The organism is Lactobacillus sp. ESL0246 (genome assembly GCF_003692965.1).
Lineage (GTDB): Bacteria > Bacillota > Bacilli > Lactobacillales > Lactobacillaceae > Lactobacillus.
Map to the genome: position 1 here is coordinate 228,485 of NZ_REHC01000006.1, position 22,545 is coordinate 251,029.

Below are 22,545 nucleotides of genomic sequence, written 5' to 3' on the forward strand. Positions count from 1 at the left end.
TACCTTAGCCAAGTAAAAAGCCCTTAACTATTATAGTTAAGGGCTTTTTAAAATGGAGATGAGGGGAATTGAACCCCTGTCCAAACGCATTCCGTCACTAACATCTACGAACATAGTTATACTATTTGAATTTCACTAATTCAAAACGCCATATAACAGGGCAAGAATGAACTAGCTAATCTGAAATGACTCTTTTTAACTATTCAGATGAGGTAGTTAAACGTAACTCACTAAGTTGATACTTCTCAAACTAGACGTGAGTAATCAAGTAAGAAGCAACACATGTGCCTAAATTAGGCAGCTAATGCGTAAGAATTTTGTTTATTTGCAGTTATAAAACTGTGACGTTTTAACGTAGACGTGACCTACGGATCGCAGTCAATGCGAATCTACGCCTGTCGAATCCCAAAACATCCCCTTTTTGATAATAATATTATAGCATAGTTTATGTTATACGACCACTTGGTAATTTTGTACATGGTTAACCAGTTATATTGAGTTAATTTTGAATAAGGTTAAAAATAATGTAATCGCCTTTTCCTTTTTTATTCCAATACCAATGTTTCAGTTTTTATTCTCATATCTAGATAGTATTATTACTTAATATGCAAGTTAGTTTAAACGATAATCTAAAGTTAATGATTAGAGCGAAATAAACAAAACAACTTGAATATTACAATAAAGTTGGATAGGATAAAGTTTCTTTTTTTATAATTGGTTATTATAATTAAGTTTAAACAAGATTGTAAAAACTAACAGTTCCCAATAAAAGCTAAGGATATTTCTTTAAAAATTGCTAACAACTATAAGTTGATAGCTAACGTGGATTTTTGTACAAAGTAAAAATCAATGTTCAACTTAACTAAATTAAAGCTAAAATATAACAACTTAAATGATAAAATAAAAGTCTTTAAATTTTGAACAAAATATTAAGAAAGAAGTTTTTTGATTTTAAAATTAAGAAATGGTTTTAAATTTTTGTGATAAAAGTTTACACTTATTTAGAGGTGATAAAATATGGAACCTATTTTTTTAAAACCTTACTTTAGACCTAAAATTTGGGGTGGACGTAAGTTAAAGGAAATTTTTAATTATGATATTCCTGCTGGCAAAGTTGGTGAGGCCTGGGTCATTTCTGGTTATAAAGGAGCTGCTTCAGTAGCTGTTAATGGTGTATTTAAGAACAAGAGTTTGCGAAAAATTTATCGTGAAAATCCTGAACTTTTTGGTAATCCCAAAAGTTCAGAATTTCCACTATTGGTTAAATTTCTTGATGCCTGTGACAACTTATCGGTACAGGTACATCCAGATGATTCATATGCTCATAAAATTGAAAATGATAGCGGTAAGACTGAAAGTTGGTACGTTTTACAAGCTGATCCTGGATCGTACTTAATTTATGGTCATACTGCTAAAAACCGTGATGAATTAGCAGAAATGATCCACCATGGAGAGTGGGATCAACTTTTACGTAAAGTACCTGTTAAGGCTGGTGACTTTTTCTATGTTCCGGCGGGAACTATCCATGCTCTAACTAAAGGAATTATGGTGATTGAAACGCAACAGTCCAGTGACATCACTTATCGACTCTATGACTATGATCGAATAGATCAAAAAACAGGTAAAAAACGTGAATTGCATACGCAAAAGTCAATTGACGTAACCAAAGTACCTCATGTTGATCCTAAGCTTAATATTAATGTAAAACAAGAAAAAGATGCTACTATCAAAATACTTGTCACACCGCCTATGTCACCACATTTTTATTTATGGCAAGTAGAACTCGATGGGGATTGGCAAACTGGTCTTGTAAATCATCCGTACATGTTAGTTACTGTGATTTCAGGAACAGGGGTAATAAAAGTAGATAGTAAAATTTATAATATTTCTATTGGAGATAATTTTATTATTCCAAATATGATTAAAGAGTTTTCTTTCTCTGGAAAGATGAAAATGATGATTTCTGCGCCTGGAAGTGACAACTAGTTTACAAAAGGGATGGTTAAAATGATTTATATTGCTTGTGGCTCGATTATAATAACTGTAGGACTATTATGGTTAGTTTATCCTGCCGAACACCCTAATCATTTTTATGGCTATTTTTCATATTTAGCACAAGTCAATAAGCACAGTTTTCATTTTGCTCAAGTACGTGCAAGTTTGAATTTTATTTTTTTCGGGTTAATTCAATTATCACTAGGGGTTGGAATTCGACTTTTAAATTGGGATAAATATTTTTTCTTATGGTTATTAACATTCTATTTATTCTTGATATTTCCAATTATGGCAACTGAAAAGAGCCTAAAGAAATTTCTTCTTGACCGTCATGAACTACCTGCAGATTATATTGATCCTGACGATGTACGTCAAGGTAGAACTAAAGGATTTAAAAATCGAAAATGAAACTAAGAATTTTAATAATTGAAGATGATACTTCAGTTGCAGAAATGATGGAAATGTTTTTTGCAAAAGAAGACTGGATTAGTAGTGTCGCTACTGATGGTATACAAGCTGTTGAAATGTTTAAGAAACATCCGGATCGATATGATTTAATTACCTTAGATCTTAACTTACCTAAAAAGGATGGAATTCAAGTAGTTAAGGAAATTCGAGTAATTTCGGCGAAAATTCCTATTATCATGTTAACTGCACGAAATAGTGAAACAGACCAAATTTTGGGATTGGATGAAGGAGCTGATGATTACATTTCTAAACCATTCAGCCCATTAGCACTAATTGCACGAATTAAGGCTTTGCAACGTCGAGTTTCAATAGAAGACAACCAAGAACCGATAAAATTAGATAAAAATCTTGAAAATTATAATGTAGATACTTATGACATTGTTACTAACCATATTAAAATTTCTAAGGCTAGACGAGAAGTGTTATTTGATGAAAAAGTAGTTGAAAATATTACACCCAAAGAATTTGAAATGCTCTATATAATGACCAAAAAACCGAAGCAAGTTTTTTCACGCAATCAATTGCTCGAAATGATTTGGGGTTATGACTATTTTGGTGAAGAGCGGACTGTTGATGCCCACATTAAAAAGCTCAGGCAAAAGCTTGAAAAAGTTGGAGCCAATGTTATTCAGACTGTTTGGGGTGTAGGTTATAAGTTTGATGACACACAGGATCAAAAATGAAGCTAATATATCAATATATGCTTAATTTTCTGTTAATCATTTTGACAACGATAACGATTATTGGTTGTTCAGAGATAACTTATGTGACTAATCAATCATATTCTCAAAATTATCAGAGAATGGAAGATTATGCGTCTGCCTTAGGCTCATTAGCTATAACTGATCAAAAAAGTGGCACGCTAATCCTTAATTCAGAGTTTTTATCGCAGTTACAGTTTGTTTTGCACAGTGATGATCTTTATCTAAGGGTTTTTAACGCTCACGGAGATCAGGTTTATCCTAAAGCAGGAAAAAATTTGCATTTAGCAAGTGATGTTTTTGCAATTCTAAAGCAAGGACAAGAAATTAGGATAAAGAATAATAACGATACGCATACTTACATTGGCCATACGAAAAAATCTTATACTGGAGTTTTATTACCTTGGATGAATGGAGACAAGCTAATCGGCGCAATTTGGTTGGGAGAAAAAATTGAGAACGTAGAGCAGCCAATTAATATGTCTAAACATAATCTTATCAATGCCTTGATTACAGCTCTCAGTGTTGGTTTAGTATTGAGCTTTGGATTATCGTATTATGCTTCAAGTAAAATCAAACGTTTATCTCAAGCTACCAAAAAGGTTACTGCGGGTGATTTTGATGTTCACCTTGATTATAAAGGAAATGATGAAATTGATCAGTTGTCAGGTAACTTTAATCGAATGGTTCAAGCATTAAAAAAATCAAATGATGTAATAAAAAATCAAGAAAAAAGACGTGATCAATTTATGGCTGATGCTGCTCATGAAATGAGGACGCCACTTACTACAATTAATGGGATCTTAGAAGGTTTACAGTATGATGCAATTCCCCAAGATGCAAAACCAAAGTCAATTTCATTGATGAGACGTGAAACTGAACGCCTAATTCGTTTAGTCAATGAAAATTTGGACTTTGAAAAAATTAGAAATAATCAGATTAATTTAGTTAAAACCAAATTTAATGCTCGAAATATATTGGAAGATGTATGTCTTCAGCTTAAACGTAATGCAAAAGAAGAAAATGACCAACTTAAAATTACTGCACCTAGTGATTTGCAGATTTATGCTGATCGTGATCGTTTCAAGCAAATTATTGTTAATTTAGTTCAAAATGCAATTCAGTTTACCCAAAATGGCATGATTACACTTGGTGGTCGTAGATTAACTCATAGTACTGAAATAACAGTTAAGGATACTGGAATTGGGATGAATGAAGAGCAACTGAAATATATTTTCGAACGATTTTTTAAGGCAGATCCTTCAAGAACTCGTTTGGGTATTGGAGAATCGGGGTTAGGTTTGTCAATAGTCTTGTCATTAATTAAACAACATGGCGGTAAAATCAGTGTCAAATCTAGTATAAATAATGGTGCTACGTTTACCATTACAATTTTTGACAAGGGATTTGAACAATATCTTCCCGAAAACTAATAATTTCAAGAATTGAATATATGTATTGAGAAAAGTAAAAACTCAGTTCATCATGAATCCTGAAGCTAATCGTTTTGGGATATTTAATAGATGAACTGAGTTTTTACTTTTAGTGAAATTGATTATTCAGAATTATTGCTACTCTTTTTGACGTTAGTTTGATTTTTCTTATTAGTTAATTGATTTTCTAAAACAGAGTCAGGAACTTTTTTAATTTCTTCTTGTCGTTTTTTAAGCTCCGGAGCATTAGTTTTATATAAAGCTGTGGTGGACTTATGGTATTGACTAATCAGGGCAGTTGATTTCCGTTTTAGACTATTGAGTAGATCTTCCATTTGTTGAAAATTGGTTAAATAATCAAAATCAGATGGATTAACAGGTTTAAGCCCTGAAGGTGTATAAAAGCGTAATAAATTGTGATTATTAAGTAAATCAGAATATTTAAGCGATTTTTTTCCTTGACGAGCAAGATATTTAATTTCGACTTCTTCTTGGTGGGTAAAATTAATAATCTGCTTGCCAGTTTTACGATCGTAAACCAAACCATGTATTCCCTTGTTCCCAACGATAATATATTTTTGACTAACAATAGTACCATTTCTGAAAACTACCCAGGGTTGATACTTAGAAGATAGTAAGTCGTTACCGAATTGTAGGTAAGGTCGATTAGAAATTCCAAGTAAGTGAAGAAGGGTTGGTAAAACATCAATTTCTCCGGCTACTTGTTGTTTAATTTTTCCTTTTAATGACGGAGAGTAGATCATAAATGGTACGCGCTGCATTTGAACATTGTTGTAAACGTTCCATGTATCAGAGCTTTCACCAACAATTGGAGCAAGAGTTTCGTTTTCGGAATTAGTTAAGCCATAATGATCACCATAAATTACTATTAAACTATTTTTAATAAGACCAGATTTTTGGAGATAATTAAAGAATTCATGGACAGCCTGATCTAAATAATGGGCAGTTTCAAAGTAATTATTAATTGATTTATCACTGGTTTGTGCAGTTTTAAAATCTGGATCTAAGTCTTCACTATCCATATCAAATGGGGTATGGTTAGTAACTGTGATGAACTTACTATAAAAAGGTTGTTGCATTCGTTCCAGATATTTTATGCTTTCAGCAAACATTAGCTTGTCTTTTAATCCATAGCCAATATGGTCATTTTTGTCATGACTAAAGTAATTTTGATCAAAAAAATAATTATAGCCCAAGTTCTTGTAAACATCATCTCTATTCCAAAAGGTACCTACATTTCCATGAAAAACTGCGGATGTATAATTGCCTTTTTGCCTGAGAATTTGTGGAGCAGCTTGAAAAGTATTAGTGCTACCTAAAGCCGTGAAAAGTGAACCATCAGAGATACCGTAAGTCCCAGTTTCAAGCATAGTTTCTGCATCACTTGTTCTTCCAATTCCTACCTGATGATAGAAGTTAGCAAAACTAAGAGAATGTTGGTTGTGGTAAATTGAATTAAGAAATGGTGTAACCTCTTTCCCGTTAACTTTTAAGTCAATTAAGAATTGCTGAAAACTTTCAAGGTGAATAATAATTACATTTTTACCTTTGGCTACACCAAAATATTTTTGATTAGCTGGTGATTTGTTTTGCCGAGTAAAAGTCATAATCTTATTTAAATCGGCGGTATTGGCATTACGATTAACTTGTTCTGTTTGTTCATTTTTAATGCCGTCATAAATGGTATAAGTATCAATTCCCAAGTATTTAACAATATAAGAACGGTCAAAAGTGGTACGTAAAAGTCTTGGTCGAGATGATTCTGCTAAAAAGATGTTTAAAATCAGTATAAAGATGCCAAAAGTTGTGATTGTAAACGGAGTGAGTAATCCATATGCTTTTTCTTCAATTATAATTTTTTTACTAATTAGCAAAAAAATTATAATTAGTAAATCTAGCCATAATAATAGATCAGTTGGTTGCAAAAGTGCAACGGCGCTTTTACCAAGACCTGGAGCAACCTTGCTGGCATTGGTAATTGTTTTGACAGTAATGAAATCCGAGAACTGCCGATAATACAATATATTTGCAAAAAGTAGCCCTGTATTTGCAATATCTAATATTATCATTACACAATATGAGATAATTGGTTTAGTAAAATAAAATCCAATACTAAAAAGTAAAATTGCGGTGGCGATAGGACTAAGCCACATAATAATATGTTGATAAGGATCCGAAATACCTAAGTTAAAGTCATGATAAGCAGCAAAAATATATTTAATTGTAAATAAAATGACTAAGAGGGAAAAAAATCCAGTTCGGGTTTCAATAAAATTAATCAGATTCTTTTTTTTCAAAGTGAACGCTCCTTATCAGACTATTTTAAAAGTTTATCTAGTTTTAGACAAATTTTTCAGCATTGTTAGTCATTTTTTAAGAAATGATCAATTGATTTTAGATATAATTTAGAAGAACTTTATTTTATAGGAACTGATTAAACATGATTTTTTTAGGAACATTATACAATTTTATTGCTCAACTTTTAGCTACTAGGGTAAATCATTTTGCTCTGATTAAGCTAACCATGCTAGCACTTGATAAAACAATTTTTTATTTTTTGCTTTTTATTATATTACGTTTAATCTGGTTATTATTGATTAAACAGCGTAGAACTATTAAATCTGAGTTCATGGTCTGGTTATTTGCTTTTTATTTAATTTTATTATTGTCTTTAACAACTTTTCGTAATACATATTTTCCTTGGGAGCTCACCTTTAATTTTAATCGCTCCTTGAGTGACATTAACCTTGTCTTTTTTAAAAAAACCTGGAAAATGATTTATGCAAAAAGTAGAATCGATTTTATTTATAATTCTTTGGGGAATATACTTTGTTTCATTCCATTTGGGTTCTTAATGCCATTTGTCTTTTTAAAAAATAATAGTTTTACTAAGGTTTTTGGTGCAGGAGTTTTACTTTCAATATTTATTGAAAGTATGCAATTCTTGCTTGCAACAGGTATCAGTGACATTGATGATGTTTTCTTTAATGCTTGTGGAGCAGCTGGTGGATATTTGTGTTATAAGCTGATAAATCGAGTATGGCAAAGTTATAAAACTATTTAAAAACACTGGTATTTGAAGCTTAAGATTGTTAAAATATTCTTGTGAAATAAATATTTAATTCAGTAAGGGAAGCGTATTTTATGAGTTTAGTTAAATTTGACAGCACTAAATTAAAGCCATTTGTTCATGAAAATGAGTTAAGTGAAATGCAGGCGATGGTTGACGCTGCAAGTAAGGAATTGAAAGATGGTACTGGTGCGGGAAGCGATTTCTTAGGTTGGATTGATTTACCAGTTAATTATGATAAAGATGAATTTGCTAGGATTAAAAAAGCTGCCCAAAAAATTCAAAATGACTCAGAAGTTTTAGTTTGTATTGGTATTGGTGGCTCATATCTTGGTGCCCAAGCGGCAATTGAATTTTTAAACGGTGCGTTTTATGGCAAAAGTAAGGAAAAATATCCAACAGTTGTTTTCTGTGGTAATTCTCTTTCGGGCTCATATTTGCATGACTTAATTGCTTGGCTTGGTGATAAGGATTTTAGCATTAATGTCATTTCAAAATCAGGTACAACAACTGAACCAGCTGTTGCTTTTAGAATCTTTAAAGAGAAGTTAATTGCAAAATATGGTCAAGAAGAAGCAACTAGAAGAATTTTTGCTACAACAGACCGAGCTAAGGGTGCATTGAAGACCGAAGCTGATGCTGAAGGCTACGAGGAATTTGTTGTACCAGATGATATTGGTGGTCGATATAGTGTTTTGTCAGCTGTTGGGTTGTTACCAATTGCTGTTTCAGGTGCAGATATTGATCAATTAATGAACGGTGCTGCAGATGCAAGAAGTGATTACAATGATACTGACTTAACTAAAGCAACGCCATTCCAGTATGCTGCTTTGCGTAATATTCTTTATCGTAAGGGATATACTACTGAAATTGTTGAAAACTATGAACCAACTTTGAGAATGTTTAGTGAATGGTGTAAACAATTAATGGGTGAATCAGAAGGCAAAGATAATAAGGGGATTTGGCCAGCAAGTGCTAATTTTACAACTGATTTACACTCTTTGGGTCAGTACATTCAAGAAGGTTTACGTAATCTATTCGAAACAGTCATTCGTGTAGAAACTCCTGCCAATGATGTTGAAATTCCATCAGATGATCGTAACTTGGATCAGTTAAACTTCCTGGCCGGTAAGAGTTTGAACTTTGTTAATGAGCGCGCTTATGAAGGCGTGGTTTTAGCTCATACTGATGGTGGTGTTCCGGTGATGACTGTTAATATTCCTGATCAAACTGAACACACTTTAGGCTATTTAATTTACTTCTTTGAACTTGCCATTGCGATTTCAGGATATTTAAATGGGATTAATCCATTTAACCAACCAGGTGTTGAGGCATATAAGCGAAATATGTTCGGTCTTTTAAATAAGCCTGGTTATGAAGAATTACATGATGATCTTTCAGCTCGCTTTAACGAGAAAAAATAACTATTGATACAGAATCATCCTGTACATTTTAATTTTATAAGTAAATTCAATTATGGAAAGGGTAAAAGTTGATAACTTTTTACTCTTTTTTGATTATCAAAGGAGGATTTATGAACGAAAAAAGCAATTCAATTAAGCATGTGTTAGCAATCATTAGTTGTGCCCTAATGGCTTTCGTTACGATTTTAACTGAAACAAGTCTTAATGTTACATTTCCAACATTAATGAAACAATTTCACATTGGTTTAGGATTAGTACAATGGACTACAACTGGATATTTATTGATGATTGCCATAATTATGGTTTCAAGTTCATATTTAAATGAACGTTTCTCGGCACGACAATTGTTTTTAACAGCAGCAGTTACTTTTATTGGTGGCTCACTCATTGCTTCTATAGCTACGAATTTTTGGATTTTGTTGATGGGACGTTTAATTTCTTCATTTGGTGCTGGGCTATCAATTCCACTAATGTTTAATCTTGTAGTTGAATTAATGCCACAAGAAAAATGGGGTTTTTATATGGGCATAACTGGTCTAGTGATTATCTTGGCACCATCATTAGGGCCGACATTTGGTGGTTCAATTGTTTATTATTTTGGCTGGCCCTTAATTTTTCAAATAGTAGCTGGTCTTGCTTTTATTATTTTGTTATTAGGTATTTCAGTGATTGAGCAATATCATGAAAAAACAGATCCGGCTTTTGACTGGGTAAACTATGCAATTATCGTTATGGCGATGGTGATTTTCAACCTAGGTTTTAATCGAATTAGTAATGGTTTAGGCGATGCTGGGTTCTGGGTCAGCATGATAGTTGTTGCTATTTTAATTGTGATTTTTATTAAACTTTCGCAAACAAGTAATAAAAAGTTAATTGATCTTAAGATTTTCAAAAACAAACCATTCATTTTTGCGATGATTTCATATTTGCTTTTACAATTCATTAATATTGGTACTAGTTTTATATTGCCAAATTATGTTCAAATTGTTAATCATGAAAATTCGCTTATTGGTGGATTAGTGCTTTTACCCGGATGTATTTTAAGCGGGCTTCTAAACCCATGGTTTGGTGATATTTATGATAGAAAGGGTGCTAAAGTGCCGTTATTAACTGGTACGATCTTTTGTTTTACGGCAAGTGTATTGTTTGCTGCTTTTGGATTAAAAATTTCAACTTTAATGGTTGGCATTTTTTATGGCATTATGATTATTGGAAGACAAATGGCTTTTAATAATACGATGGCTGAAGCCTCGAAATTGCAGCCTGAAGAATTACATACTGATGCAACAGCCGTTTTCCAAACCGGTCAGCAATATGCAGGTTCAATGGGAACGACTGTAATGGCTACGATTGTTTCAACCTGGCAGAAAAAATCGGGTAATTATGCGATGTTGACTGCGCAAGGTACTCAAATAGCTTTTGTAGTAATGGCGATTATTAGTGTAATAATATTATTGAGCTATCTAACTCTGTTTAGACTAGAACAGGCAGAATAATGTTTATTGCTACCTAAAAATTGAAATCTCAAGTTAATGAAGTAGAGTATACTTCTTTTTTTGTTTTGTCAAAATATATATAAGTAATAGACTTCTTTGTTTATTATGATAAAATAATAAACAATTATTTAATAATTATTAATGTATTTTTATACAATTGATAATCTTTATCAGAATATAAAGGAGTATGTTATGGCAAGTACAGGGAATAATAAACTAACTGTTAAAAATTTTTTCAATAATATTTTATCCGGTACAGCGACTGGGATCATTGTTGGCTTAATTCCTAACGCTGTGATAAGCGCAATTTTAAAATTATTTGGTCAAAATCCAATTACAATTCAAATTGGTCATGCATTGTTGATGTTTCAATGTGCTACCCCATTACTAATTGGTGCTCTAATTGCCATTCAGTTTAAAATGATTCCTTTAGATGTTGCAATAGTTGCAGCTTCCGCTTATGTTGGTTCAGGAATAACTAAATTTATTCCTCAAATTGTAAACCCAATTACTAAGACTCAAGGATTATTTGTGTCAGCAGGTACCGGTGATTTAATTAATACGATGATTACAGCAGCAATTGCAGTAGGTCTATTGTTAGCAGTAGGTCAACATTTTGGTTCAGTCAAAATAGTCGCTGCCCCAATTTTAATTGGGGGTGGATCTAGCTATATTGGTATGTTAATTTTACCATATGTTAGTAAGCTAACAACTTGGATAGGTGATGTTATCAATTCATTCACAAATTTACAACCTATTTTAATGTGTATTTTAATTGCTTGCATGTTTGCAGTCTTGATTATTTCGCCAATTTCTACAGTTGCGATTGGTATGGCAATTCAATTACATGGTCTTTCTGCTGGTGCTGCTGCGATGGGGGTTGCTGCTACCACCATCGTATTAGTTGTTCACTCTTGGCATACGAATAAATCTGGTGTAACGATTGCTATTGCCTTAGGAGCAATGAAAATGATGATGCCAAATCTTTTTCGCCATCCAATTATTTTATTACCAACTTTGATTACTGCAATTATTTCTGCAATTCCTGTTTCCTTGTTCCATGTTAGCGGAACACCCGCTTCAGCAGGCTTTGGGTTAGTAGGATTGGTTGGTCCGTTAGCTTCACTAGATGCTGGTAAGTTGAGTATTAATATTGTGATGGCAATTATTGTTTGGATTATAATTCCAGCTGTTGTTGCAGTTGTTTGTCAATTTGTATTTGAAAAATTATTTAAAGTTTATGATGAAAAGGTAGTTTTTGCTTATTTAGGTGAATAATACTAAGTAATCAGGTAAATAAAAAAGACTCACTTCACTTACTTCTGAAGTTAACCCTCTAGATTGGAGCGAAAATCCATCTGGAGGGTTTTACTGTGGTTAAATTTACTATTGCACAAAAATTACAGGAGCTTAACTTAATTAAAATAGGTTACAATAGCCGTTATGCGGCTCAAATAATTGAGGCTGGGTAACATCAAATAATCGACAATGGGTTGCAATACCAGTATTTGGGAGTACAAGGCTTAAACTGGAGAAAAGAACATAATGAGACCTATCAAAGTACTGCCATTCACTTCAAAATTGCCACGCCTAGCTTAATTGCGCATTGGCAAAAAAGTTTTGATAAAGGCCGACTTGATGCACTCTTTACCAAACGAGGTCGATCACCGGTGAAAAAATCAGTTAATATACTAGCAGCGAGTTATCTGAATTAGAGCACCTACGCATAGAAAATCACTAGCTCCACATTGAGAACGACTACCTAAAAAAGTCGCAGCCTTAGCTCGGCGCAAAGACGTTCAACGTAAGAAGAACGGACCATCATGCAAAAGCTAAAGCATGAGCATGATTATCAACTACAGGAGCTGTTGCGTTATAGCTTTCTAGCCAAGAGTACCTATGAGTATCACCCGCGTAGCCGGCAGAAAAGATACAGTGACCAGGCTTTATTGTCACTGATAAAAGTAGTCAAAAAGCGTAATCCTAGCCTTTGGCTACCTGCCATGACCGATACGTTAAAAATCAAATATGGTCTTGCTGGTAAACCATAAACGTGTATACGGCTAATGAAAGAACATAATCTGCTGGCGCGTAAATATAACCTGCGAGCAGGCAAGTATGGATTCATCAAAAGGTCCTCAAGTCAAAAAGGTCAAGAATCGCTTCCAACAAAAGTTTAAGACCGATCAACCTTACCAAAAAGTAGTCACTGATATTAGTTAGTTCCGCTATGGCAACAAGAGCATAAGTGAACTGATATATATTATGAATGAGGAGGTAAAAGTGTGTAGCAAGGATCTTTATTTTGATTATTGATTAATGATTGTGGGGGTCGTAGTAGCTCCAATTAGTCTTAAAAATAACTCGCTAGCGTTTTGCAGCACTCATTAAACGTGAGCCGCAACGCTAACAAATTGAAAAATTAGGCAAAAAAATAGCGTTAAACGCAATATCGTCTAACACCAATCAACAATTATGAGATAACTAATCTCATTGCCCTTAGCTAGAAAGCTTTGTTAACATCCATTGCAAGTTTGGTAATCACTGTGGTGATTCTTCAAGTCGTTGTACACGTGCTATGCAAGGTGATTGATAAGCATTTCTTTGATAAGAAAGAGCTGTTAAACGCAAGTATGGTAAAGCACAGTTTAAAACTGTGCTTTTTTAGTAATTGGTCTAATTGTGAAGCTGAAAAATAAACAAAAATAAAAGTCCGTTTTAACGGGCTTTTAATATACTATACGGTTTAAATTTCACAAAATATAGTAAATTTATTACTACAAAATTTACTAAACAATTCTGGTCCAGAAATGTAATCTACATTTTTTGTAGACAATTCTTGTAAACTTGTCATTAATTCCATGATGTATAACCTCGATTCAAAAAATAATATTATTCAGATAATGATCATTATCTGAATAAAAAATACATCTTTTACAACTAAAAATAAAATAAAGATGTATAATTTATTAAAATGTTTTTATAAAACTAATTAGAGAGCGAGTGTGTATCAATATGAGGTATCTGTATATAAATAGCAAGTTGGACATTGGAAATAAAGAATATCAAACATCTATATTACCGACAGAGCTTAAAGACATAAAAAATTATAATATCTCAAGATCTAGCAATAATTATTATCTACAATTTAATTTTAATAAATTTGATAATTTACCACATCAAGGATTTAAAATTCATATATCAGCAACAATATTTAATTATCAAAAAGTTCTTGATTTGATTTTTGATTTTTGTAATAAGCACAAGATTAGTTTCAAATGCATATCTAATCTCAATGAATTACGTAAAAACTTTTCTGGAATAAGTAGTCTATGGTCTACTGGCAAATTTATAACAATGTATCCCAAAACAAATGATCAATTTGTTTCCATTATAAAGCAGTTATATTGCATTGATGCTTTAAAGGTTGAGGAAGGGATACATGTTCTGACTGATAAGCGCTATGAAAATTCAAATAACATTTTTTATCGATATGGAGTAATTAGAGGAAATGATAAATATATTTATAATCAAAAGAAAGAGCGACTTTATGAAGACTATCAAGTTCTAAGTTATAGGTTACCTCAATTTATAAATGAACCATTCCCTACAAATAAAGTAAAGATTAATGCTAAATATGTATATAAAAAATATATTCCTATTAAGGCTTTAAATTCAAAAGCAGCGGGTTCTGTTTTTTTTGCTAAAACAAAAGATGGAAAACTTTGTGTATTAAAGACAGCTGCTTATGGATATTCTGATGGAGAAACAACTCCAATTGAAAAACTAAAAAATGAGAAGCATATAATTAAAAAACTGAAATTGAATTTTATTCCTGAGTACATTGAAGACTTCTACGAAGGAGAAGATTATTTTCTGGTTGAGAGTTATATGCAAGGAATGGAAGTAGGCGACTTTAGAGCACTTCCACAAAATAATTTTAAAACTCAAAAATCATCGAAGGTAACAATTAAATTTAAAAAAATAATAAATGATTTAATTAATAAAGTAAACAAGCTACACGATATGAATATTTTTATTGGTGACATATCGAGCAAGAATATTATCGTTAATCCGAATACAGATACGGTATTATTTATAGATCTTGATCAAACTCATTTTATTAGGAATAACAATTTAACGGATAAGGCTTTTTACAGGACTCTTGGATATTTTGATAATAAAATTTCAAATTTAATGCCAAAAGAGCAAGACTTAGAACAGCTTGGATATTTGCTTATTGCTTTTTTCTGTAAAGCAAACATGTTTTTGGGTGTTGATACTTCTGGAAATACAACAATTAGATTTTTTGAAAAATTTGCTAAAGAAAACGAAATTCCACAATTTTTTATTAATATGTCATTAAATTTAATCAGATATCATAATATTGATTTGAAAAATATAACAGATGAACTAAATAGTAATAGTAAAATTTGTTATAAAGAAACTAAACAGCCACTATTTCCTGGCAAACTGTATAAAAAATTAAGTAAGACTCTTCAATGTGCTAAACTTGACAAATTATATATAAATAAAAAGATAGATATTACTAAGGATAATGACTTCATCCATTCTGATAAATTAAAGTTTGTCTGGCTAAACATAATAAGAAATAATCAAAACGTTGAGAAATACTTTGAAAAAAAGGAAATAAGATGTAAAGTTTGGAATTCATTATACTGCATTGAAGAAAAGCTTAATTTATTGGCGAAAAATGAAAAAGTAGAGCATCTTTATTTAGAAAATATAATTAATTTAATTTCCTGTTCTATAGAAATTGCACATAAATATGGCTGTTCTGAAGAGAAACTTTTGAAGTTGGAAAATGTAATTAATTTGGTTATTAAAGAGTATCAAGTATCGGCGTATGGAAATATAGGCTATAAAGTTACCTATTTATCAAAATATTTATCACCGTATCTAAGTGATGGCACGGCAGGTATTCTTTATGTACTCTTGAATATAAAAAAATACTTTAATATTAATACATATAATAAATTAATATTAAAACTAGCAAGAAGCTTAAGCAAAAATACAATTCCTAAGAATGCTTCTCTATATCATGGACTTGGAGGAATAATTTTATCATTAGTAAAATATAGAAAAGGATTTTCAGATACATCGTTAGATTGTAAAATTAAACAAATGATAAGTAACTTGGAATATTATGCCATAGAATATGATGATAACACTTACATAATTTCTCCTACTTATACCCAAGGAACACTTGACTTTGAAAATGGCAATGAAGGTATTTTATTTGCTTTAGATTTTGCAAAAGTGATGTTTTGATTCTAGGAGGGAAATTATGAGACTAAAAGACTTTATTAAATCGAATGTATGGCTATCAATACTAGTAAGTACAATTGCAGTTTTGGCATGTTCTTGCCAAGCTTACGAAAACTACCTAATATCACCAATGACAAATTCATTGCGTAACTCAATGCTTAATTCATTTATTTACTTCGTCTTTATGAATGTTCTAATGGCAGCTTTGGGCTATTTGTTAAGATACTTATTAGGTTATTTATTTGTTAAACAATCTCAAGGATACATACATCAGATAAGAAATAAAATTACAAATAAATACTTTTTAACCAAGTATAATACAACTCCAGTTTCTGAAATGCAAAACAGGTTGACCAATGATATTAATATGTTAAGTGACTCTTATTTAGATTCCTTGATTAATATTCTTGTAACAGTTTTAGATATTGTATTTTCTTCGGTTGTAATTATAAAGTTTAACTTTTATTTGGTATTTCTAATTTTAGGTCTAGCTAGTATGGTCTTATTCATTCCAAAATTGATTTCTGAGCCTTTACAAAAAGCTACTAATGAGGTTTCACTAAAAAATAGTAGGTATCTTGACATTATTGATAAATGGCTAAGTGGGCTTGCAACTTTGCAGCGTTATCATGCTTCCAAACGAATGATAGCAACTTTAAGCTTTAATTCACACCAGTTGGAACAGGCAACTGTTAATAAAGAAGCAAAGTCAGATATTTTATATTCAATTAACACTGCGGTAAATATGTTGGCCCAGGGATTAGTTGCAATGACCTCTGGTATTTTAGTACTAAATAAGCAAATTGAATTTGGAGCCTTTTTTAGTATTCTAGATTTAACTAGTCTTATTTTTAGTCAACTGTTATCATTGACAACGTTTATTTCTAAAGTACAATCATCGAAGAAACTAAATAAACGTGTACTAAAAAGTTGTTCTTTCTTACTAGCAAAAACAAAAAATGTTGAGAACTTAAATTTCTTTGACAGCTTATCGATTAAAGATTTAGCAGTACATTTTGATAATGGTGAAAATATTTGCTATCCGAATATAAAAATTAAAGCGGGTGAGAAAATTCTGCTTTCTGGTGATAGCGGGACTGGGAAATCTACCTTATTTAAATTGATTCTTGGTGAAATTTCTCCATCGAATGGTGAAATTGTTTTTAAAAATGGAGTCGGTAAAGTAATTAATCCTGACTTAACTCAAATAGGTTATATACCACAAAATCCTAAACTTTTTCCAGGAACTATAATTGAGAATATAACTATGTTTGATTCTCAATTAAATAAATCGGCCAATATTTGGGCAAAGCGTGTACAGTTAACAAGTGATCTAGCAAAGTTTCCAGCTGGAATTGATACTGTAGTTGACTTAGATAAAGGCAATCTTTCAGGAGGACAGTGTCAAAAAATAGTGCTTGCTAGAACTGAAGTTTACAATAGCAAGATAGTGTTAATTGATGAAGGTACATCTGCGATTGATTCGACTGCAACACAAGTAATTTTACAAAATTTACTTAAAAGTAGTGCAACCATCATTTTTATTGCTCATAATTTAACTCCTAAGATGCATAAAATATTTGATCGCGAGATTCATCTTACAAGCAACAAATAGTAATAGTATCTAATCGTAATAATAAAGCTAAAAAATTCTAGAATAACTTTGAAGTGCTCCATAATTGTTAGACATAGAACTAACAATAACAATTAGGAGCACTTTTTGTATGATTAAATATTACACTGAACTAAAAATAGAAATTGTTATTAAGTATCTTAATGGTAGAGAATCTACTACTGCACTAGCAAAAAATTATTAGATAAGTTTATCCATTATTACTCAGTGGATTAAAGCTGCTCAAGCTAATGGTTTATCTAGTTTAAAAGTTAAGCGTAGACATCAGAGTTATCCTCTGGAATTTAAGCTGGCTGTGGTAAGATACTATCTAACAAAACAAGATAATCTTGCAGCTGTAGCGACCCATTTTAAAATTAATCGCTCCCAGGTTCTCAGATGGAATAGAAAGTTTAATGATGAAGGAATAGCTAGACTTAAGCCTAAGGCAAAAGGACGGCCGGCTAAAATGTCCAAAGAACGTAAGAAAATAAGCATAAGTCATTACCATTATCAGAGCGAGAACAATACGAACAAGCTATTCTAGAACGTGATGCCAAGATTAAGAATTTAGAAATTGATAATTTGATCTAAAAAAAGTGGCTGCTCGGTATCCAAAATATCCAACTGCCAAAAAACAGAAATAATTTTAGATATTCGGGCGCAATATCAAGATATTAAACTAAATACCTTATTGAAAAAATTAAACCTGAAACGACCAACTTACTATGATAACTTGAAAAATAGAATTAAGCAGCTCTATTATGAAGAGAGTCATGAAACATATGGGCTATCGACGAGTTTGGAAAGCACTAGCAGATTTAGGCTATCATTTAACGCAAGGAATAGTTAGAAGAATCATGCGTCAAATGGGTCTTAAAACTAAGATTTATCATAAACAGACGGCTCGTTATAGTTCTTATCATGGCACTGTTGGTAAAATTCCGCCTAATATCCTTAAACAAAAATTCACTGAAACCAAACCTTATCATGTCTTATATACAGATATTACAGAATATAAACTGCCTACTGGCCAGAAAGTTTATATTTTACCAGTAGTTGATGAAGCCAGTTTAGAAATTCTAGCTTGTCAGGTAAATTATTCACCTAATCCACCTTTAGTTTTAGATATGTACTGAACTTAAGAGCAACTTACCAAACCCTAAGCAAGCTCAGCAGTTGATTTACATACTGACCAAGGAATACAATCTCAAAGCCCGAGTTATCAACTTAGATTAAAGCAAATGAACATTACGCAAAGCATGTCACGTAAGGGTACCTGCCATGACAATGTCCCAGGTGAGACAATCTTTAACTTAATGAAGCGCTAAGCAATTAACCGACTAAAAATTGAAACCTTAACAGAAATGAAAGAAGTTTTGCATAAATATGTCTATTGGTATAACAACATCAGAAGATTAAACAAACTAAAATACACGACCCTGGTAAAATACCGGAATCGTGTATTAGCAATAATGTAAATTTAAAAATGTCTAACTTTTTTGTTGTACTTCAGATTGAATCCTTTTTTATTTAAATTTTTTAAATTTCAAATAGTTGAGCTTAAGCTAATTAAATTTTTTCCAGGCAGTTTCTATTTGGTTATAGGTTAAGGCTGAAGTATTTGGAAATAGCAGTTTTGCTTCATTCAGCTCATTTTTGGCACCAACGCCAACAGAAAGTGCACCTGCACTATTTATTGCTTTAATACCGGCGATCGAATCTTCAATTCCAACACAATCTTTGGGCTCTACATTGATAGCAGATGCAGCTGCTAGAAAAATATCTGGGGCAGGTTTTCCAGACATTACTTTGCTTGGATCAGCAATTGCATCAAAAACAGAATTTAATTGCAGTTTTTCTAAAATATAAGGGCCATTAAGACTGGCTGAAGCTAGTGATAATTTAACATTATGTTGTTTAAATTGGGAGATTAAATCAGATATTCCCGGAAGAATATTTTGTGGTGTTAAACTAGCAAGTAATTTACGAAAGACGTTATTCTTTTCGTCAGTCATTTCTTGAAAATTCGCATCACTAACTTTAATATCAAGATAGTTTAAGATTGCTGTTAAAGAGTCCTTACGACTAACTCCTTTAGTTTGTTTTTCTAATTCGTCAGGCAAATCACGGTTAAAATGATCTTTAATTAACTTGCGCCATGCCTGAAAGTGGTAAACGGATGTATCGGCAATTACGCCGTCAAGATCAAACAGTACGCCTTTCATTTAAGAACTTCCTTTCACTTGCTAATGGTGTTTGTACCATGATTTCTTTGATTTTTGCAAAATCATCATCTGAAATATTGATAAATGGGAGCATTACGTTCATCTCGGTTAAAGAACTGCCACCAAAAGTCTCCAGATTCTTAGGATCTTTCAAAAAGCCAAATACATCGTTGATTGGTTCTAATTTTTTAACTAATTCTTGATCAGCCATAATTTGTTTAGCTGGCATTGCCAAATTGTAATATTCAATGTAACTAGTTACTGGTTGGTAGCTAATAGTGTATTTTCCGCCGGTGAGGGTCAATGGTAAGCTTTCGCTAACGCCATTGACTTGCACTTGACCGTTATTCCGAGGCAATTTAACCGTTACTGTTTGTCCAAATGGAATTGTTAAGTTAATTTCAATTGTATGCTTTTCGTCTTTTTCAAGTTGATATTCAACTTGGAGATCACCATATGAACTTTCATAATGGCCTTGAACATGTTTGAGACGATAATCAAATCGTGGTGCAAACTCAACTTTTTGATAGCCGTTTTGTTGTTTATGGAGTCCAAGAACTTGTTGATAAACCCACTGCATGATTGCTCCGATAGAGTAATGATTTAATGAATTCATTCCTTCAGGATTCATTGAACCGTCAGGTAAAACTGAGTTCCAACGTTCCCAGATGGTAGTAGCCCCAAGGTTAACGGCATAAAGCCAACTTGGAAAATCTTCGTTTAAGAAAATTTGTGTAGCCAGTTTATGCTCACCGTTTTCTGACAATACTTGACAAATCAATGGGGTACCCACAAAGCCAGTCTTTAGATGATTATTATCTTTGCCAAGGCGCGTCACCAAATCACTTACGACACGCTTTTTCTGTTCTTCAGGGATCAGATTAAAGCGCAGTGCTAATGCATAAGCAGTTTGTGTGTCGATTGCTAAGCGCCCATTATGCGTGATATATTCAGATCTAATAGCCTGCTTGATAGCTTTAGCCTGTTCAGCGTATTTGTGGGCATCTTCTTGATGACCTAAAACTTTAGCGGCGGCAGAAACGATTGAACTTGAGTAGTAATAGTAAACGGAGGCAATGAAGTCTTCATCAGTTTTACCAGTAGGCATTGCCGGATTTTCACCATCAAGTGATAGCCAATCACCAAATTGGAAGCAACCTGTCCAAAGATTTGGCTTTGAGGTCGATTGACTAATCCAGTCAACCCAAGCTTTCATACTAGAATAGTTTTGCCTTAAAATTGCTGGATCACCGTATGCTTCATAAACTGTCCACGGAATGACAGTCGCAGCATCGCCCCAAATAGCGGCTCCACCACTGTCGTTACCCATTGCTGGGGCATACATGGTAAGCATTCCATCATGATTATTTTGCTCGATTTGCATGTCACGGGCATACTTCTTAAAGAATGCGTATGCGTCCATGTTCAAGATGGCAGTGCCTGAAAAAATGTCCGCATCCCCAGACCAACCGAGGCGTTCATCACGCTGTGGACAATCTGTTGGAACGTCAAAGAAGTTGCTCTTTTGACTCCACATTACGTTAGCTAACAGGCGATTAACCTTGGTATTATCTGTCTTAATGGCCCCGGTAGTTTTCATGTCTGAATAGATCACCGCTGATCTAAAATCTTCCTTAGTTAGTGGTTTAGTATTGCCGGTAACTTTGACATAGCGGTAGCCGTAATAAGTGAAGTGGGGACGAACCCATTTTTGATCACCATTTGAAGTGTAGTGAAATGCTGCCCGAGCCTCTCTTAAATTGTCACGGTAAAAATTACCATTTTGCAGGATTTCGCCAACCTGTAATTTAAGCGAAGCGCCGGCATTTTCCCGGTTAAAGAATTCTGGCCATCCAGCATGATTTTGACCAAAATCTAAGACCGTTTCACCAGCAGGTGTCGTAATTATTTCTTTAACTGGAAGATATTCATTGACCTTAAGAGGTAAACTTAAACGATCATGTAGAATTTCCTTAGAGTGATCGAGCACGGTTACTGGCTGCCAGTCAGCTATTACATGAGTATCATCATAATCTTCACCGTAATAGATAGTCGACTTAGTGATTTTACCTGAAGTAGTTTTCCAGGAAGCATCACTTAAAATTGTTTCCGTTGAATTATTAGTGTATTGAACATGTAATTCGGCAATAGCCATTTGGCGATCGCCATAGATGTTGTCTTGTCCGCCATCAAAACCAAAGTTGCCTTTATACCAACCATCACCAAGAGAAATCAGTAATTCTTGATCAGAGGATTTTTGGAGAAATCTAGTTACGTCATAAGTTTGCACTTGAACTAATCGGTCATAAGCGGTTACACCTGGGGCTAATAATTCATTGCTAACTTTCTCCTTATTCAAATAGACTTCATAAACTCCCAGGCCAGTAATGTAAAGACGAGCACTTTTTACCGGCTTTTTTAACGCAAAGTTCTTTGCAAGCAAAGTATTTTGAAGATCTTTATTAGAATTGCCAATCCAACTAGCAGTGAACGGCTCAACCATTTTACCTGTTTCAAAGAAACTATTTTTACTGCTTTCATCGTTAGCATTTTTTACAGAAACGGTTAATTCGTAGCGCGTTCTAGGCTGCAAGTTAATCGCAAAATCAAAAAAGTTATTATTATAATCTTGCCAGTCTGAATCGTAAATTTCTTTATCAGCTTTAACAACGATTCTTTTCTTTGTGTTTTGCATAGCGGCAGAACTAGTAAGATTAAATTCAACCCGTAAATGATTATCTAAATCATAACCAAGTGGCTCGGTCATATGATTAATTGTAATCTGATTAATTTCAATCATTATTTTAC

General features: G+C 32.8%; 15 protein-coding genes, 1 other RNA gene and 1 pseudogene. 13 read left to right on the top strand and 4 right to left on the bottom strand.

Translation table 11 applies throughout. The features are described from left to right. Nucleotides 1-50 precede the first annotated feature (50 nt). Nucleotides 51-418, bottom strand: a transfer-messenger RNA (tmRNA) gene (ssrA, locus tag F5ESL0246_RS02895). A gap of 599 nt (nucleotides 419-1,017) precedes the next feature. Between ssrA and manA the strand changes: the two genes are divergently transcribed. From manA to F5ESL0246_RS02915, 4 genes are read left to right on the top strand one after another with little or no spacing between them, the layout of a single operon-like run. Further along, nucleotides 1,018-1,986, top strand: coding sequence for a mannose-6-phosphate isomerase, class I (gene manA, locus F5ESL0246_RS02900; protein WP_122018018.1), 969 nt, complete (start codon nucleotides 1,018-1,020; stop codon nucleotides 1,984-1,986). A gap of 21 nt (nucleotides 1,987-2,007) precedes the next feature. After that, entirely contained in the window at nucleotides 2,008-2,403 is a 396-nt protein-coding gene (locus F5ESL0246_RS02905; protein WP_122018019.1) for an SdpI family protein, read from the top strand. Further along, a complete protein-coding gene (locus tag F5ESL0246_RS02910; protein ID WP_122018020.1) occupies nucleotides 2,400-3,146 on the top strand; it encodes a response regulator transcription factor in 747 nt (248 codons plus the stop codon). The genes F5ESL0246_RS02905 and F5ESL0246_RS02910 overlap by 4 nt, the downstream gene beginning before the upstream one ends. After that, nucleotides 3,143-4,597: a HAMP domain-containing sensor histidine kinase gene (locus F5ESL0246_RS02915; protein ID WP_122018021.1), complete on the top strand. Its 1,455-nt coding sequence runs from the start codon at nucleotides 3,143-3,145 to the stop codon at nucleotides 4,595-4,597. Before F5ESL0246_RS02910 ends, F5ESL0246_RS02915 begins: the two co-directional genes overlap by 4 nt. Before the next feature lie 122 nt (nucleotides 4,598-4,719). Here F5ESL0246_RS02915 and F5ESL0246_RS02920 read toward each other — a convergent pair whose 3' ends face one another. Further along, entirely contained in the window at nucleotides 4,720-6,915 is a 2,196-nt protein-coding gene (locus F5ESL0246_RS02920) for a sulfatase-like hydrolase/transferase (RefSeq protein WP_122018022.1), read from the bottom strand. A 143-nt stretch (nucleotides 6,916-7,058) separates the two neighbouring features. Between F5ESL0246_RS02920 and F5ESL0246_RS02925 the strand changes: the two genes are divergently transcribed. The 9 genes and pseudogenes from F5ESL0246_RS02925 to F5ESL0246_RS02965 all read left to right on the top strand — a co-directional run bounded on the left by F5ESL0246_RS02925 (nucleotide 7,059) and on the right by F5ESL0246_RS02965 (nucleotide 18,990). Continuing rightward, the gene (locus tag F5ESL0246_RS02925; RefSeq protein WP_122018023.1) at nucleotides 7,059-7,682 is read left to right on the top strand and encodes a VanZ family protein; all 624 of its coding nucleotides are present in this window, start codon (nucleotides 7,059-7,061) and stop codon (nucleotides 7,680-7,682) included. An 80-nt stretch (nucleotides 7,683-7,762) separates the two neighbouring features. Then, complete coding sequence (locus tag F5ESL0246_RS02930) at nucleotides 7,763-9,112, top strand: glucose-6-phosphate isomerase (protein WP_122018024.1); 1,350 nt, start codon at nucleotides 7,763-7,765, stop codon at nucleotides 9,110-9,112. Nucleotides 9,113-9,222: 110 nt separating this feature from the next. Further along, nucleotides 9,223-10,608 (top strand): MFS transporter, encoded by a 1,386-nt coding sequence (locus F5ESL0246_RS02935; RefSeq protein WP_122018025.1) that lies wholly within the window; start codon nucleotides 9,223-9,225, stop codon nucleotides 10,606-10,608. A 192-nt stretch (nucleotides 10,609-10,800) separates the two neighbouring features. After that, a complete protein-coding gene (locus F5ESL0246_RS02940; protein WP_122018026.1) occupies nucleotides 10,801-11,886 on the top strand; it encodes a PTS sugar transporter subunit IIC in 1,086 nt (361 codons plus the stop codon). A gap of 230 nt (nucleotides 11,887-12,116) precedes the next feature. After that, nucleotides 12,117-12,323 carry a helix-turn-helix domain-containing protein gene (locus tag F5ESL0246_RS08495; RefSeq protein ID WP_369916906.1) on the top strand — a complete coding sequence of 69 codons (207 nt, stop codon included), beginning with the start codon at nucleotides 12,117-12,119 and terminating at the stop codon, nucleotides 12,321-12,323. 108 nt (nucleotides 12,324-12,431) lie between these two features. Further along, nucleotides 12,432-12,659 carry a hypothetical protein gene (locus F5ESL0246_RS02950; protein WP_122018028.1) on the top strand — a complete coding sequence of 76 codons (228 nt, stop codon included), beginning with the start codon at nucleotides 12,432-12,434 and terminating at the stop codon, nucleotides 12,657-12,659. Nucleotides 12,660-13,650: 991 nt separating this feature from the next. Further along, entirely contained in the window at nucleotides 13,651-15,900 is a 2,250-nt protein-coding gene (locus tag F5ESL0246_RS02955) for a lanthionine synthetase LanC family protein (RefSeq protein WP_158592785.1), read from the top strand. A gap of 16 nt (nucleotides 15,901-15,916) precedes the next feature. Continuing rightward, entirely contained in the window at nucleotides 15,917-17,512 is a 1,596-nt protein-coding gene (locus F5ESL0246_RS02960) for an ABC transporter ATP-binding protein (protein WP_122018030.1), read from the top strand. A 109-nt stretch (nucleotides 17,513-17,621) separates the two neighbouring features. Next, a pseudogene (locus F5ESL0246_RS02965) lies at nucleotides 17,622-18,990 on the top strand (IS3 family transposase). Between the two features lie 87 nt (nucleotides 18,991-19,077). On the opposite strand, the gene pgmB reads toward F5ESL0246_RS02965, so the two are convergent. Further along, nucleotides 19,078-19,737: a beta-phosphoglucomutase gene (gene pgmB, locus F5ESL0246_RS02970; RefSeq protein WP_122018031.1), complete on the bottom strand. Its 660-nt coding sequence runs from the start codon at nucleotides 19,735-19,737 to the stop codon at nucleotides 19,078-19,080. After that, nucleotides 19,718-22,534: an alpha-L-rhamnosidase gene (locus tag F5ESL0246_RS02975; protein WP_122018174.1), complete on the bottom strand. Its 2,817-nt coding sequence runs from the start codon at nucleotides 22,532-22,534 to the stop codon at nucleotides 19,718-19,720. Before F5ESL0246_RS02975 ends, pgmB begins: the two co-directional genes overlap by 20 nt. Nucleotides 22,535-22,545 lie beyond the last annotated feature (11 nt).